Genomic DNA, 16531 nt, shown 5'->3' with positions numbered 1-16531 from the left:
AGATCGACGCCGCAACGGCCCCGCTCGCCCCTGAAACATGGCGGGCAGCGGGCCGTTCGCCTCGTGGCATGAACTACCCAGTGGATCCGGTTTCACCGTCGCCCGCACGAGCGCCGTCTGTCGGCACGTTGGCGTAATCGACCCCGGGAAAGAGCCGGATGCGGCTCTCATCGACGCGGACCCTGGCCGGCCGCGGAGCGTCGTCCGAGAGGCGGCACAGCACGTCCGCTTCACGGCGGCCGTCCCTGGTGGTGTGCCAGGATCGCAACTGGCCGAAGCGACGTTTCCCGTCGGCGGCCTCTACGAACACAGGCGGGTCCGGGGCGCGTCCCGGCCCCTCGGTGACCTGGGCGAAGAAGCCTTCCTGGCGCAGCCGGGTGCACAGGTCCACCAGTGAGGAAGCCTGGGTGCTTCCCAGTTCCATGCCGATCTCGAAGTGCTCTTGAAGACCGAGGGAGGACAGGTTCGCGCTGCCGAAGTAGCCGGTGGCGCGGTCGGCGACCACGAACTTGGCGTGCATGATGCCGGGGTTGGCCCCGGTCCACCAGTACAAGGACGTTCTTCCGTAGTCGGCGCAGTCTTTGACAAGGTCGTTCAGGGGTTGGGCCCGGCTGCTCGGGTCGTGGGCGTAGAAGTGGACGGCGACCTGGCGCTCGGCGACGGCGGGCAGCAGGACCTCGCGCAGTAGGTCGCAGCCGTGGCGGTTCCAGAAGGGGCCGCCGATGTGGAGTTCGCTGTTGGCCCCGGCGATGACGTCCTGGACTAGGAGGTCCAGGCGTCGGACGGGGGGCGCTACCAGGTGGGCGGCGGCTCGGGGGGTGGTGAACACCAGGGGGCGCTCGGATGGTGGTGCTGCGGGCGGTGGGTCAAGGCCGTCCAGGACGTCCAGGAGGACCTGGAGTTGGGAGAGGCGGGCGGGGACGAGCCCTGCGTGTCGGCCTGAGCCCAGTAGGCCGCACTCGGCGGCGAGCTGGCGTACGGCGGTAGCGTGATCGTCTGCGACCCCGTGGACGCGGAGGGCGTCAAGGGTGTCGGCTCTGGCGATCTGCCGTGTCCATTCGGCGGCTGCCGCGTAGCTGCCCGCGAGGCGCTCCAGTAGCTGGGCTAGCGGGACCAGCGGTCGCAGGTCGTCGGTCATGTGTGGCTCGAGGCGGCGGTGTGGCGGAGGAATTCAGCGGCGAGGCCCCGGTCGAGGTCGTCGTTGAACAGCTGGCAGCCGAACGTGAGGTAGACGCAGCGTTCGCAGCAGCGTGGCGAGGACTGATGGCACAGCGGGTCGTTCTCGCAGCTGAGCACCGAGTCGGCGGTGCTCTCCAGCCAGCTGAGCACGCGGTTGCTGAGCAGGGTCCACAGTGATCCGAGGGTGAACTCGCGGACGTTGTCGGCGTAGATGGCTACGGTGAGTGCCTTCGTGACGACCCATTCGGCGAGCGTGTTCTCGGCCAGTCCTACTTGGCCGTCGTCCAGGGACCGAAGCAGGAGGTGGCCGAGGGTGTGGATGACCGTGTGCACGGTTGCTGCCGCGCGGGCGGCTTCCGGGTCGTCCTGGTGTGTGAACAGTTGCAGCAGCCGCCGGCGGGCCGCCGATTCGTCTTCGGCCGTCCCGGCGGTGAGTCCTTTGGCGTTCAGGAACGACAGGACGGAACGTGCGGAGAAGGTGACCAGGAGGGCTTCGGTGTCCGATGCTGCGACGTAGACCGGGTACTTTCCGTCGTGGTGGTACTTGTTGTGGAAGCCGGTCAGGACGCCCCGCTCGGGCTCGTGCTCTTCTCTGGTGTAGCCGAAGGCGACTCGGGCTACGGGGAACTCCCAGGTGACGGCGATCTCTGCGATCCCCAGGGTGCGGGCCTGCTCGCGGGCGCGTTCCGTGGTCTGCTGGGCGAGGCGGTCCTGGAGCTCGGCGAAGCGTGCACACTGGTCGTCGAGGGTGATGCGCTGGATCTGGGCGGGGTCGAAGACGGCTGCGCGTTCCACGAAGGGGCGGTCCGCGCCGAGCAGTTCCCACCGCGCGTTGTCGGCGTCCGTACTGGGCAGAGCAGCCAGGCCGCTCTCCTCGGGGCCCATCATTCTGCGGAACTGCTCGATCGCCTCCTCCCCCATGTGGATCTGGCGCAGTTGCTGTTCCCTCTGCTGCCATTCCTGTGGGGACAGGCGCGGCACCGTGACGCTCTGGGAGGCGTCGCCAAGGCCCTGGGCCAGGGAGTCGATCAGGTTCAGGTAGTGGGCGGCCGCGATCCGGCCGCGCTGGGGGTGGCGCTGGTACTGCCGGAACTCGGAGTTGTCGATGTTGACGAGCTGGAGGGCGTGGACCTGGTAGGCGCGGGTGTCGTTGAACGTCCTTGCCCGCATCATGGCGCGGCCGGCTGGATCCTTCCATTCGCAGCCGCAGGGGGACTGCGAGGTCCCCTGGAGCTTCACGCCGCCGCAGCCTGGGCCGACGCAGCGCCAGAGGGCGGTGACGAAACTTCCCGTGTTCTCAAACACGATGTGGTCGTAGCCGTGCGCGGGAACACGACACTTGGGCACGTACATGGGGCGGACGCGTCCGCAGTTGTGCGCGTTGAAGTACGGGAGTTGCCGCAGCGGTGCGCCGCAGGTGCGGCACCGGGGGTCGGCCGCGAGTTGCTGGGGCTTCACGTAGGTGCGCACCCGGCGGCAGGAGCGGCGGACGCATTCGAGGACGAGCGGGAACACCTCGAAGCGGACGAGGTCGGGGCTGACCAGGACGAAGTTCTGCCGCAGTCTGCCCTGCGGCACGGGCAGAGCGGCTCTGGCGTCTTCGCTCCAGCGCTCCAGGTAGCGGGAGATCTCGTCGTAGATGACGTCCTCGTTGAGCTTTTTAACCACGTCCCCGTCGACTGCCTGGACTCTGCCTCGCAGCCGCTGTTCGTGGCGGAAGACGGCACCGGGCAGGAAGGCGGTCATGGCCTGGCTACGGCTGCGGTTCATCCTCGCCCCCCTTACTGTCGGCGGTGTTGGTGGCGAGCGCTTTGAAGGCGTCCTGGCTGCTGGTCAGTGACTGGAACGAAGTGCTCTTGTCGATGTCGCGGAAGCTGGTGAGCGGCTGCTGGAGGAACAGGTAGGCGGTGCGCCTTTCCTCTGCGCCCTTGTTGAGGTTGGGCCGTTCCTCCTGCCGCCAGGTCTCCATGATCCGCTCAACGAGGTCGTTCTCCAGTCCGCGCCCGTTGACGCCCTCCACGCGCTCGCGGTAGCAGGCTGGGATGCGTCGTTCCAGCCAGGGGTCGAGAAGTGGTCGTTGGGCGCTCCACCAGCGCTTGAAGTCTTTGGAGTAGTCGGCTCCTTCCGGTGGTGGCTTCAGCGCGGGGTCGCGGGCGGCGTCGTGAAGCAGCGCCAGCACGATGCCAGGCAGGGTGCGTCGGGCTGCGAAGTAGGCGTACTTGTTGACGGGCACGGGGGTGACCATGCGGTCGAGCAGGCGGTGGTAGCTCAGGAAGTTGGAGAACATGGAGCGTTCGCGGCGCGAGATGGGGTCGTAGACGGTGACGACGAGGCCTGCGTGGGTTCGCCCGGCCCGGGCGGTGACCTGGATGTAGTCGGCGGCGGTCGGCGGCATGCCGGCCAGGACCAGGAGGTTGAGGCGCTCGAGGTCCACCCCGTGGCTGAGCACGCTGGTGCCGACCAGGGCGCGCAGCCGCTCTCCTCGCGGGGTGTCCAGGTGCTCGCGTTGGACCCGGGCGATGGCCGCGGCCAGGTCGGGGACCGGGACTTCGCCGGTGAGCACCGCGTGCTCGACGCGGTCGAGTCCGGCGTGCTGCAGGTCGTCGGAGAGCTGGCCTAGCTCCTCGTCGAGCTGGGTGCCGTGCTGCTTGCTGTTCACATAGGCCAAGGAGACCTCGTAGGGGAAGAGGAGCCGTGGGAGGTCCGAGTCAGGCAGCCCGTGCAGAGCGAGGCGCTCGCGCAGGGCCTTGGGCTCCTCCTGGAGCCGGGCGATCTCGGTGAGGAGCTCGCCCTGGACGATCGCGGCGACGTCGGCTTTGCGGCGCTTGTGCGGGAGCACTCCGATGTGAACGCGCCGGAAGTCGGGCCGGGTGGTGGTGTAAAAGCTCTCGCCGAGTGTCCATCCCGGTGCGGGGAAGGCGCGGGGGCGGCGGCCGTAGAGCTGGCGGAGCTGGTCCTGGTACTGCTCGATGGTGGCGGAGGCGCCCAGTATCTTGCTGGGCAGGCCGCTGCCTGCTCCTGACTGGAGTTCGGCGATCATGCCTTCGTAGTGCGCGTTGAACGCGCCGAGCTCCTCCTTGAGGAGGTGCATCTCGTCCTGCACCGTCAGTGCCGGTACCGGGTCCTTGATCGGGCGGGCCGCCGGGTAGCCGCCCTTCGGCGCGGTGCAGTGGTCCGGCCCGGCCGAGCAGACTCCGAAACGCGGGAAGGAGAAGTAGCCGTGCTCGGCGCAGCGGTGCTTCGGTCCGTGCTGGAACGCGGTGAACTCGGGGAACCAGCTGTGCCCGGTGAGCTTGTCGACGGTGGAGATGACGATCGCCGGCAGGGTGCGGTAGACCTCGACGTCGCTCACGTGCAGAGGCAGGATCCGCTGGCAGGCGGCGCACTCGTGATGCAGGCGGACCGCATCGATGTCCAGGCGCAGCCGTACGCTGTCGCGCTCGCAGTAGGGGCAGGTGATCACGAGCCGGTCGCGCAGGTGGTCTTCGGCGAAGGTCCCCGCCCGGGTGGCGGCGGCCTCGGTCTCCCAGCCGCGCCACCAGCCCCCATCCCAGTGGAGATCGTTGGGGCTGCCCGTGCCGCCGGCGAGGTAGCCGAGCGCGAACGGGTCGTCGTGGGGGGATCCGATCCGGCATTCGACGCGGAGCTCCTCGGCGGCGATCAGCATGCGCAGGGTGCGGTCGAGTTGCTGCACGCTGAGCATGCGCAGCGGGAAGCGCAGCCAGGCGGTGACCCCTGCGTGCTTGCCTCGCAGCCGGTCGTAGAACAGGGCTGTGAGGATCAGTCCCAGGTACGCCTCGGTCTTCCCCCCGCCCGCGGGGAACCACAGCACGTCGGTGTGGTCGAGTTCAGCGCGCAGGTCCGTCCGCTGCGGGTGCTCGCGCACGGCGAGGGCCGGCAGGTGGGAGACGATGTAGACCAGTTGGAAGAGCCGCCAACTGTCGTACGGGCGGCCGTCGTTGACGCGGGCGAAGACCTCGTTGGCGAGCCGGAAGGCATGCTTGAGGTCCGGGTCCAGGTCCAGGCACTCGCGGCCGAGGCCGAACCGCCTGGCCTCGTCGTCGAACTGGGCGCGGTCGGCTTCGATGGCCTTGTGGTGCGGCAGCTGCTGGGCGTCACGGCAGGCGGCGGCGAACTCCCGAGCGTAGCGGGCCATCGCGACCTCGACGGAGTCCAGGATCGGGGTCGGGTCGTCGGCCAGCTCACGCCACCTCGGGTGTCGCACCCCGGCTTGGCGGGGCACGACGGTGCGTTGGACATGGATGGGCAGGGTCTCGGTCCGCAGGCCGCTGCCGTGGGGAACGGCTGCGCAGCCGGTGCCGCGACCGATCACCTCCGCCAGCTCCTCCAGGCGGTAGTCGCGGGGGGCGAGGTGGAAGCGCTGGGGCACGATGCTGATGCCGTCTCCGGGCAGGACCGCGAAGCGGCAGTCGTAAACGGAGAGGTCCTGCCAGTCGCTCTGCGCCGTGTCGCTTTGGTTGTGCAGGGAGACACGTATGAGGTGGTCGCCGCCGTCCAGGGCCTGGGCGTGCGCGGACAGCACCAGCTGGGGTGCGCAGGGGGCCGCGTCGCGGTCCAGTAGTGCCGCGACGTGGTGGTGGAATGCCTCCTCGTCGGCCATGGCCTCCGCGGGGAGCACATTGCGCCTGCGCCGCCCCTGGCGGCTCTGCGGCCCCGCGGTGAGCGGGCGACGGGCCTCGGGGCGGGCGAAGTGTGCGTCCACCGCGCGGCGGACCGCCCGGTCCAGCACCTGCTGGGCCTCGCTGAGCGCGTGCGGATCGAGGTCGCCTTCCCCGAGCGGCACTTCGATGACCAGGTCGGGCACGTGGACGTCGCGGCGGCGCCAGACGCCCAGCAGCTCTCCCGGCCGGGCCTGTGCGCCGGAGGGGTCTTCGTCGCCGCGCAGGTACTCCATGTGCTCGGCGTAGCTGGCGATGTCCTCCAGGTACAGGGCGAATCGGCAGTGGACGGCGAGCTGTGCGGTCCTGCGGCCGGGGGCGGTGCGCACCCGGAAGTCGAGTGCCAGGACCGGGGGCGCCTGCGTGCCGCGCAGGGATTCGACGGGCCGGCGGCCCGGGTCGGCCGTCGCCTCGTCTGGTGCCGGGGGTTGCTGCGGCGGTACCACGACGGCGGGCAGCACGCCGACGACGACGTGGTCGCGTGGTGTCCACGGGGGTTTGTGCGGCGCTCCGCTGCGGTCGGCGAGCCTGTCGGCGAGGACCTGCGTCAGGTGGTCGATCAGCACCGTCTCCCGCTGGTTGTCCGCAGCGCTATCGGGGTGCGGCGCCAGCGGGTTGTTGCGGGCATCGTTCACGGCGCCTCCTGTGGTGAGCTGCTTGCGCTGCGGGGGCCTGGCACGCGGCCCAGGACGGTTGTGGACACGCTCTTCTGGCCGCCGACCCTGCGGACGACGACCAGGTCGAACTCCTCAAGGACCTCCGAGACGTCGATCCCGGAGCACAGTGTCTTCAGCTGGCGCAGCGCGGGACCTTCCGTGCCCCGTGCGGCCTCGGTCATCGCCGCCGCCGCGGTGTGGCCCAGCGCCCGGTGTAAGCGGCGTAGTTCCTCCGCCATGCGGGCCAGGCGCTGCCAGGTGCCTCCTGCGGTCAGGCGGGTGTCCCGAGCCAGCAGGGCAACCCGGTGGATGTCTTGCGGGTCTTCCGGCGCGATGACGCTGCCGTCGGCCCATTTGCTCACCGCCTGCCATGACGAGACCTCGCTCCCGAGGTTCTTCAGGGCGGTGAGCACGTTTGGCCACGACCCTCGTTGCTCGTGCACGGTGGTGATGGCCTGGCGGAAGAAGCCGATCATCGTGTCCATAGCGGTCACTTCGGCGCTGTCGTGCATCACCATGACGAGCCGGTCGTGGAGTCTGGACTGCCCGTCGCCGCGTGCGCGCAGGAGCCGGCTGCCGGGGGTGAGTGCGGTCACGGGCACCCTGGCGTAGCGCTGGCCGATGAGGACGTCGACCTGCTCGTCGCTGCGCAGCCAGAGCACTGCCCCTTCGGGTTCGGTGAGCACGGCCGTGGCCGACACTGGGTCGTCCGCGGCCGCCACCGCTGTGGCACCGCGGCCGGGGTCCGCCGGGGTGCCGATGGCCCTGGCCGGGGCGTCGTAGTCCTCGAAGAGCGCCGAGAGGTCGAGGGCGAGCCGGCTGTCGTGCTGGGGCGGCTCTTCTGGTGCGGTGGACGGTCTGGAGAGGTCGACGGGGCCGTACGCGACGGGCAGCGGGGGCGTCGCCGGCTCTGGTACCTCGCCCAGCCTCAGCACCGCGGCGGTCTGGCGTATCTGCTCGTGCCAGCCGTGCAGCGCGCGGTCGGCTGAACGCTCCAGCCAGGTGTACTCGCTCTGCTCTACAACGGCGAGGTGTTCATCGGCAGCACCGGAGAACAGCACGCCGGTGCGTGAGGCCGCGGGGACACCGAGGTGGAGCTCGAGCCTCGGCGAGGCATCCCAGGGCAGGCGTTCCGTATAGGGCATCACATGCAGCGTTCCGGCTCCCCTGCTGGCGGCGGACCCGGGCCGGGGAGCGAGCAGCAGGGAGTCGGCGTCACCGCCGAGCGTGTCGGCCAACTCCTCGGCGACAGCGGCGGCGGCAGAGCGGGAGCGGGTGCGGACGAGAACGGGGACGCCTGCCCGGTCGGCCCGTGCCCAGGCGATCAGCGCAAGCAGCAGGTCTCGGCGGGGGTTGTCGTCGTAGAGCAGTTCATACAGGTCCAACACGCTGCGCCGGAGGTCGGGCCATTGGGTTTCGCGGAACAGCCCCCACGGCCCGGCCCGGCCCTCCAATGTCCCGCGGGACACCGACCGGGCCAGCGCCCGTGCGCCGCTGCCGCGCCCCATCAGCACCTGCCAGGCGTCTTGCTTTCCGATCGAACCCCAGCTGCACCACAGTAGGTTGAGCAGGCGCACGGCGTCGGCGATCGGCTGCGGCCAGGGCTCAGACGTGTGGATACGCCGTGCTGCAACCACACCCGCCACGACGGTCCGGTGCAGCTCGGCGAGCTGCTCGTGGCGGTATACCGCCACGCTTGGTGCGGCTGCCGGGCGGTGGGCGAGGAGGGCGTTGCTGGTCAGGGGGCCGTATGCGGGGCGGTGTCCGAGGGTGTGCCGCACGTCGGTGCGCAGCGCGGGAGTCCACGGCCATTGGGTCCAGGCCCGGCTGCTGCCCGGCTGGGTGCCCAGGTCGCCGACGCCTACGACGCGAGCGGCGTCGTGCTCGCTCGCCCAGGCCAACGCGCGCTCCCAGGACTGGTCGTTGGCCATGCTGGTGCGGTCGATGACGACGGTGCCGACGCGGGTCCCCAGCGAGGGCCTGCCGAGTGCGGTGTTGAGGTAGAACAGTCCCGAGGGCGAGTCGACAGCCCTGGTGATCTTTCCTTGGAGGTCAACAACCCGTCCGTCACCGCGGATTCTCTGCATGCGCAGGGCTCGCGAGAGGTTCTGTCGGCCGATCGCGAGCTGTGCCAGCCGTACGGTGACGTTGGTACGCAATCCGACGACAACCACCGGTCCGTCAGGGACCGGACAGGGCGATCCGCCAGTCAGCTCTGCACCGCGCCGTATGAGCTGGAGGTAGATCCCGATCAGCACGGCCAGGTCGTGCCGCCCGCGCGGGAGTCCCAGGTACACGCTGTGTTGGTCGCTCGATAATGCGCGGGACAGCAGGGTCAGGGTGGCGCGGTCCAGTGGACCGAGATCGACGGTGCGGCCGCGGTCCGTCATGCGAAGAGCCTGCACGCGCTCGAAGAAGTCGGCCGGGTCTGCGTCGGGAGGGACGAGACAGTCCAGATACGTCACGCGCGCCATCACCCACCTGGTATCCCCCCACTACCTGCCGTTACAGTAACGCACGTTGACAGGCCGTCACCTGCTCCTGCCCAATCCGAGGGCGGTGGATCCGGGTTCGGACCACCGGGGGCGTACACATGAACGAGAAGCCAGGGGCGGGCCTTCCCCCGGTGTCACTTCTCGAGGCCGGGCCGGCGCCAGTGGAGTGGAGCCGGATCGCCGAGCACGAGTCGTGGCGCAAGGAGGTGCACCGGCCCGCGACCTACGTGCACAAGTGGTGGGCGAGGCGCCTGGGCAGCGTCGCACGCCACTTACTGTTGGCTGCGGTGTCCGGGCCGGACGACTCTGTAGCGGACGCCGAGGCCAGGCTGCGAGGGCTCGTCGTCTATGATCCTTTCGCCGGATCGGGCACCACCCTCGTCGAGGCGGCCAAACTCGGGGCCGCTGTTGTCGGCCGCGACATCAACCCCGTCGCGACGCTCACCCAGCGGCAGGCGCTGCAACCATGGGATCTAGAGGTGCTCGCGGACCTCTTCGGGCAGGTCGTCAGGAAGTGCGCCCGTCCCGTCCAGGAATTACACCGCACCGCCTCCAACGAGCCGGTCCTGCACTACTTCTGGGTCGCCCTCGCGTACTGCCCGGAGTGCGGCGAGGACGTGGAGCTCTTCACCACCCGAGTGTTCGCCCGCCACGCATACCCGCGCAGGCACCCGCGCGCCCAGGCCGTATGCCCGGGCTGCCGGGGCGTCTGCGTCACCGACCTGAGCAAGGACGAGAGGGGGCACTGTCCCGCCTGCGGCATGGCCTTCTCGTTCCAAGGGGCCGCCCGTGGACGGTTCATGACGTGCCGCCACGGTCACCGCACCCCTGTCATTGCCGCGCTGAACGGCGCCGTCCCGGAGCGGCGCATGTACGCGAAGCTGGTGCTGCGCGCCGACGGCCAGCGTGAGTACCGGGCGATCGACGACTTCGACCTCTGCCTGTACGACAAGGCAGCGAAGTCCCTCGCCGACACCTCCCCCGATGAGCTCGTACGCCCGCTCGGCGCGCTGGAGGAAGGCGTCAGCACCATCCAGGCGCTGCGCTGGGGGTACGACTCCTGGGAGCGGTTCTTCAACGAGCGCCAGCGTTACAGCCTGGGACTGATCGGCGCGGCCCTGCGCGATCTCCCCGGGGCGTCCGCGGAACGCGAGGCGCTCATCGCATCGTTCGGCAGAACCGTCGAACACCACAACCTGTTCTGCTCTTACAAGGGGGAGGGCACCGGCCCGGTCCGCTCGGTCTTCCACAACCACGTACTGCGACCGGAGCGGTGCAGCGTCGAGGGAGACCCCTGGGGCGCCCAGGGGGGATCGGCCGGGTTCTCCGGGGTGCTCACCCGGCTGCACAAAGCGGCCCAGTACAAGAGCACCCCGTTGGACTTCAGGGCCGAGGCCGGCCGGGTCCTCGCCGTTGACCAGTCCTCGCTGCCCGTCGCCCGCCCCCTGAGCACGACGTGGCAGCAGTTCGTGCGGAATCCCGCAACGGCCTACACCACCACCGGCGACGCCTCACAGACGGATCTCCCCGACAACAGCGTGGACCTCATCGTCACCGACCCCCCCTACGTCGATAACGTCCACTACTCGGAACTTGCGGACTTCTTCCACGCGTGGCTCAGCGCCATGCGCCCCTACCAGGGCTACCCGGACATGCCCAGCACCCGGGCCGTCCAGGAAGTGCAGAACGCCTCCCCTGATGGATTCCAAGCCACCGCAGCCCGTGTCTGGCGCGAGTGCCGGCGCGTCCTCAAGCCCGGCGGCTGCCTCCTGTTCAGCTTCCACCAGTCGCAGACCACGGGCTGGTGCGCTCTGATGCGGTCGCTGTCCGACGCCGGCTTCACCGTTACCACCACCCGCGCCGTGATCGCCGAAGTGGCGACCAGTCTCTCCAAGACCGCAGCGGCGGAGCCCAACCGCATCGACGTCATCGTGCTGTGCCGGGATGCTGCCAGCACGTCTGCCGGGGCAGCCCCCGACCTCGACCAGGCCGCCGCGCAGGCGCTGTCGGAAATCCAGGGCCTTAGGGGAGCCGGGCTACGGGTGGGTCCCGGCGATGTCCGCACCGCCGTACGCGCCGCGGTCTTGGCTACAGGAACACGCCAGGTGGCCGCCGACTGGGAGACCCTGCAAGCAGAGGCAGACCAGCGAGCCACGGCGGCGGTAGCGGAATTCAACACCACCTGACTCCCCCGGTGCCGGTGCCTGCCACCTCCCGGCCTGGCCCTGGCCAGAGAGGAGGACCGAGTACGGCACCAGCACGCGGACCACCCGCCGGCGACTGCCCTCGCACTGCTGCCAGTCACCTGCCGAGGAACAGCGGGCCGCGTCGTACTGCTCACGACCGGCGCTGTGGTCCGGCTCAGAGCCCGAGGCGGTCCTGCGGCGGCGTTGCGCGGAAGAAGGCACGCAGGGGTTCGTCGATGGCGCGTTCGCGGCCGGTGCCGGCAGCAGCCGCGTCGAGGAGGGGTGCGAGGTCTTCAGTGTCGCAGGGGGTGAGGACGAGCCAGCGCAGAACAACCTGCCGCACGATCAGCCTGAGGTCACGCAGGGCGGCCAGTTTCTCGCTCTCCTCCTGGTCCTTGAGGACGTCCCCGTGCACGTACTTGGAGCGCGCGCTGTACGCCTCCTGCACAATCGTCTCGACCTGCTGGCGCAGGGACGGGGTAAGGAACAGGGCGGCTGCACGGGACCGGATCCTTTCGCTGACACCCTCGTGCTTGTCGTCGGGGCTAGCCATCAGGGCTTCCAGCGTGATGACGTAGTCCAGGTGCAGCTCGTCAGCCTCCTGCTCCCACACGCCGTAGTCGCTGTGGGTGCGCTGGTGGGCCTGCAGCAGGTGCCGGGCCGCGCGCTCCAAGCGCAGGGCGCGCCTCCTGGGCAGCCTTCGGCTGCTGATGGCGCCGTCCATGACGGCGTCGATCTTTGCGGTCACGGCGGCGCAGAAGGCTTGCAGGCGCGGGAGTTGCGCCTGGGGGACGTGGAAGGTGCCAGTCTCGCGGACCTCCACTTCCTCCTGCCTGCCGTCATGGTCCTCGTAGATCTGGAGGGTGGTGGGCACGTGGTTTGGGTGCAGCCCGAACTCGCGACCGCGCTCAACGTCGAACACCGCGTCGACATGCAGGAGTTCGGGACTCCACAGGATCAGCGGCAGCAGCGCCCTCCAGTGCCCGGCCTCCGGCCGCGGGCCGGTGAAATCGAACCAGGGCGCGCCACTGCGGTCCGAGGCACGGTCCGGATCGGGGGCGTGGACGAACGGCGCACCAGCCAGGAGACGGAGGTCGAGCCCGCCCGGCTGAAGGCCGTAAAGGGCGGGCATCGGACCCAACTGCCTCAGTTCGTCGACGGAGAAGGTCTGCAGGGTGTACCGGCCCAGCGGGATCCGTGCCCCCTCGGGGAGGTCGCCAGTCAGCAACAGCCAGTCCTCCACTGCCGGCGCGGGCGCCGTGCAGAAGGCGACGAAGCTGTCCGCAACCTCTTCCACCGGCACCGTCGCCCCCTGGGCAACCAGACGGGTTGCGTCCCCCAGCCCTGATCCGCTCAGGAGCGTGGACCATCGGGGCGCCCAGTCGTCATCGGCCTTGCCGTACAGGTCGCGGTGTTCGGATTTCGGCGCGGCGCCCGCCACCGCGTTGATCACGGCATCGAACTCTGGCTGCGTCGACAGTGCTACATCGGTGATTGCCTGGGGTATCGAGGGCAGGTTCCGTGCCTGTTCAAGCCAGGCGAGGACGGCCTGACGCAGTGGGGAGGTGACTTCCATACGGTACGAAAATAGCGCACCCTCGCCGCCCGCCAGACCCAACACCAGGCCACAGCTCCCGGCCTGAGTGGCCGTTCCCACGTTGTTCTGCAACTCGGACCGCTGCGCTGATCGGTGGCTGGCCCGCTGCGATCAGTTGATCTTCTCGCATGGGTGACCTGCGGAGAACGGGTCTAGCACCGGGCTGGGCCGACACCCGCTCGACCTTCCAACGGCATCGAGCTCTGGGGCACCCGTCCGCCAGTGGCACTACCCGCAGTACGCCCTCACTCAGCAGTCGTAGCTCTTGAGCGTCTTCGAGGCACCGGTGGCCGACTTCAGGTAGTCGTTCTCCGACTTCAGGCTCTCGTTCTCCGCCGTCGACTCCGCCAACTGCACGACCAGTCCCGCAGCCATGGACAAGAGCCCCTGGTGCTTCGTCTGGAGCTCCTCGTGCTCTTCCTGAAGCCCCTTGTACTTCCAGGTGAGGACCCCGATGGTGGTGGCGGCCAGAACGCTGGCGCCGACCTTAACCACGCCCTTGGCTTTGCCGAACTTACCTCCGGCTGGCCCGGCACCGTCCTTGCCGATGCAAACATGGCCCGTCTGGTGCGAGTGCTGTTGAGCCTCGCCGAGATGGTCGCTCTGATACGAGCACGATCCGCATTGGTAACGGGTCATCAGTCGTTCCTCTCCCCCAGGGAGATGAGCTTGCCACAGGTCACGTGCATCCGGCGGCCACTTGGTCATCCTCCGTACGCCCACCGACACTGAGGGAAGGACGCGCACCTGCACGGGCGGCGCGCCCCTGGTTGTGGGCTATGCCGTCAACGCCCCCAGGATGGCCCATGGCACGCCACGGGTAACTCGTTCAGCTCTGGCCAGCGGGATGCGTCGGTTCCAGGCAGAGGAGGTCGAGGAAATGGAGCTGGACGCCGCGGCTGATGACGATGGTGGTCGGGTCGGTGGCGCCGACGACGCGTAGCCGCAGGCTGGAGAGATGGTAGAAGATCATCCGGTCAGTGGGCCGGACCTGCTGGTTGCCGGGATAGCGCCCGGGCATCCTCTGGTCGCCCCCGAGGGCCCGGTAGGCCTGACGCTCGATCAGGCAGAACACGAACAGGGCCAGGCCGATCACCGTCACCAGTGCGGCAACCCTCTTGTTGTCCTGCACGAAGACGGGGGTGGCTGCCAGGAGGCCCTTGAAGTCGCCGTAGCGGCGCTCGACGGTGCCTTGGCCCTTGTAACACCGCAGTACCTCTGCGGTGTCGGCATGTTCGGGGGTGAGGGTGGTCAGCCGCGTGTAACCAGCCGTCGACGGCGGCTTCGGCCTGGAGGACGTCTTGGTCAAAGTGCCAGTCGAAGGTGGGCCGTCCGGTGGCGTCGGTGGTGATGGAGGTACGCAGGCAGCCAGTGACGCGGCGGGCTTTGGCGATCACGCCGATGCGGGCGGCGATCTTCTCTGCAGTGTTGCAGTAGCGGCCGCTGGCCCTGCGCTGCAGCTGTCGAGCTCTTCCCGGGCCGTGACCAGGCGTTTGTCCCGAGCCCGCTGCTACTGTAACCACCCTGATGATCAACCCGTCAGGCGTCGTGCACGCCCTGACCATGTGCCTCACCCCTGAAATCGCCGCGTCGCCACCTGGCTGGAGTCGGTACTCACCGAACAGGCCGACACCGGGGAGGGGCTGCTGCGGCTGCCCGGGGCCGAACAGAGCGGGGCGGAGGTGTTCATGCATGGCTGGATCGACCACCTCCACCAGCTCACCGCCCGGGCACGCGCCCGCCGCATTCGGAGGCGAGCTCGGCAACCATCGACCGTGCTCAATCGTCCCTTCGGGTATGCCACACCCGAGCCCTGAACCGTCCCCGACTCCGCCTGACTGGCCGCACTGTGGCCACGGCACTACCCCGGAGGACACGGTCGGCTGCCGCGGCATTCACGCCCCTGGTCACACCGTCTGCCTCGCCCATCTGGCCGACGCCGACCGCGACGCCTACCTGGATGGCCTGACACCCGGCGCCGACATCGACCATCGCGGCACCTCCTTCACCGAACCCCTTCTCGATGCCCTCCTCGACGCCCTCATCGACCCCGCCACCGGACACCCCCGCCTCGGCGAAGCCCGGTTCGACTCGGCGACCTTCCAAGACGATGCCCAATTCGTAAGGGCGACCTTCCAGGGCCACGCGTGGTTCGACTCAGCGACCTTCGAGGGCCTTGCGTGGTTCGACTCGGCGACCTTCCAGGGCCTCGCCCGCTTCGAGTCGGCGAGCTTCCAGGGCTACGCCCATTTCGACACGGCGAGCTTCCAGGGCTACGCCGGGTTCAGATCGGCGACCTTCCACGACCTCGCATGGTTCGACTCGGCGACCTTCCAGGGCATTACCAAATTCGACTCGGCGACCTTCGAGCACCTCGCCCAGTTCGACTCGGCGACCTTCCAGGACGCCTCTTTTGTGCGGGCGGCCTTCCAGGGCACCGGCCAGTTCGGGCAGGTGACCTTCGAGGGTCACGCCTCATTCGGGTACGCAACCTTCCAGGGCGCCGCCCACTTCCGGTCGGCAGTTTTCGAGGGCGACGCTAGGTTCGATGAGGCGACCTTCGAGCGGTTGGTCACCCTCGGCCCCTTGGTGTGCGCCGGGCGGTTTGTGCTCTCCGAGGCGACGTTCAGCAGCCCAGCGAACCTCTCGTTCGCTGCGCGCCGGCTGGAGTGCTTGCGAACCCGCTGGACATCAACGGCCGAGTTACGTCTGCGCTACGCCACAGTGGACTTCGCCCACGCTGTCTTCGAATACCCCCTCACGATCGCCGCGGAGGCCAACCCCTTCGTACTCCCCGACGGACAGACGGTGGACGAACAGGTTCTTGCCGATGCGCCCGACGCCGCGGTGCGGATGGCCTCGTTGCGCGGGGTGGACGCGGCCCACCTGGTCCTCGCCGACGTCGACCTCGTGGGTTGCCTGTTCACCGGAACCGTGCACCTGGACCAGCTGCGATTGGAGGGTGCCTGCATCTTCGACACGGTGCCGCCCTCAGTGCATTGGCGGGGCTGGCGCCCCGTACGGTTCACCCAGCGCCGCACCCTCGCCGAAGAACACCACTGGCGCGCGAGCGAGCCAGCGGCTGCCCGGGGCTGGAACGTGGCAGTGTTCGGCGCCGGGCGCGTCGGGCCGTTGCAACTGGCACCGGTGTACCGCGCGCTGCGCAAAGCGTTCGAGGATGGCAAGCATGAGCCTGGGGCCGCCGACTTCTATTACGGAGAGATGGAGATGCGCCGCCACGCCGACGACATCCCCCGAAGCGAGCGAAGCCTTCTGACCGCTTACTGGGCGCTGTCCGGCTACGGCCTGCGCGCCTCCCGGGCTCTGGGCTGGCTCGCCGCCGCTATGCTCGTCACCATCGTGCTCCTGATGAGCGTCGGCCTCCCCAAGGACGCCCCGAAGCAGGAAGCGACCGGCACCGTCCCCGTCGGCGGAGGCACGGTCACCTTCGAGATCGACAAGGACGAACCGCACAACCCCACGGGGAACCGGTTCACCGACGAGCGTTTCGAGAAGGCCCTGAACGTCACGCTCAACTCGGTGGTCTTCCGCTCCGCCGACCAGGACCTGACCACCGCCGGCACCTACATCGAGATGACCTCCCGCCTGGCCGAGCCCGTCCTTCTGGGCCTCGCGGTCCTCGCCGTCCGCAACCGCGTCAAACGCTGACCCACTGCCACCCGACACTGAAGCAATCGCTGCACCCGAACCCACATGAGCCATCGCGCGGAAGATTTCT

General features: G+C 69.1%; 9 protein-coding genes. 2 read left to right on the top strand and 7 right to left on the bottom strand.

Annotation, left to right across the window (positions count from 1 at the left end):
- Nucleotides 1-73: 73 nt before the first annotated feature.
- The 4 genes from EDD90_RS54855 to EDD90_RS54840 are packed head-to-tail and all read right to left on the bottom strand — an operon-like array spanning nt 74 to nt 8988.
- Nucleotides 74-1138, bottom strand: a complete 1065-nt coding sequence (locus EDD90_RS54855; RefSeq protein ID WP_123982989.1) for a phospholipase D-like domain-containing protein — start codon at nt 1136-1138, stop codon at nt 74-76.
- On the bottom strand, nt 1135-2949 hold the full coding sequence (locus tag EDD90_RS54850) for a hypothetical protein (RefSeq protein WP_123982987.1): 1815 nt from the start codon (nt 2947-2949) through the stop codon (nt 1135-1137). The genes EDD90_RS54855 and EDD90_RS54850 overlap by 4 nt, the downstream gene beginning before the upstream one ends.
- Entirely contained in the window at nt 2933-6493 is a 3561-nt protein-coding gene (locus EDD90_RS54845; protein ID WP_123982985.1) for a helicase-related protein, read from the bottom strand. The genes EDD90_RS54850 and EDD90_RS54845 overlap by 17 nt, the downstream gene beginning before the upstream one ends.
- Entirely contained in the window at nt 6490-8988 is a 2499-nt protein-coding gene (locus EDD90_RS54840) for a hypothetical protein (RefSeq protein WP_123982983.1), read from the bottom strand. Before EDD90_RS54840 ends, EDD90_RS54845 begins: the two co-directional genes overlap by 4 nt.
- A 119-nt stretch (nt 8989-9107) precedes the next feature.
- On the opposite strand from EDD90_RS54840, the gene EDD90_RS54835 reads away from it, so the two are divergent.
- Nucleotides 9108-11195 carry a DNA methyltransferase gene (locus EDD90_RS54835; RefSeq protein WP_123982981.1) on the top strand — a complete coding sequence of 696 codons (2088 nt, stop codon included), beginning with the start codon at nt 9108-9110 and terminating at the stop codon, nt 11193-11195.
- A 175-nt stretch (nt 11196-11370) separates the two neighbouring features.
- Here the strand turns inward: EDD90_RS54835 and EDD90_RS54830 are convergent, their stop codons facing one another.
- From EDD90_RS54830 to EDD90_RS54820, 3 genes are all read right to left on the bottom strand, one after another.
- Complete coding sequence (locus EDD90_RS54830; protein ID WP_148098585.1) at nt 11371-12864, bottom strand: HEPN domain-containing protein; 1494 nt, start codon at nt 12862-12864, stop codon at nt 11371-11373.
- Nucleotides 12865-13041: 177 nt separating this feature from the next.
- Nucleotides 13042-13431, bottom strand: a complete 390-nt coding sequence (locus EDD90_RS54825; protein WP_123982977.1) for a hypothetical protein — start codon at nt 13429-13431, stop codon at nt 13042-13044.
- 190 nt (nt 13432-13621) lie between these two features.
- Nucleotides 13622-14101, bottom strand: a complete 480-nt coding sequence (locus EDD90_RS54820; RefSeq protein WP_123982975.1) for a hypothetical protein — start codon at nt 14099-14101, stop codon at nt 13622-13624.
- Between the two features lie 488 nt (nt 14102-14589).
- Between EDD90_RS54820 and EDD90_RS54815 the strand changes: the two genes are divergently transcribed.
- On the top strand, nt 14590-16461 hold the full coding sequence (locus EDD90_RS54815; RefSeq protein ID WP_123982973.1) for a pentapeptide repeat-containing protein: 1872 nt from the start codon (nt 14590-14592) through the stop codon (nt 16459-16461).
- Nucleotides 16462-16531 lie beyond the last annotated feature (70 nt).

This window comes from Streptomyces sp. Ag109_O5-1 (genome assembly GCF_003814875.1).
GTDB classification, from domain to species: Bacteria; Actinomycetota; Actinomycetes; order Streptomycetales; family Streptomycetaceae; genus Streptomyces; species Streptomyces sasae.
The sequence above is the reverse complement of the archived record's forward strand: the minus strand, read 5'-3'. Positions and strand labels throughout refer to the sequence as shown.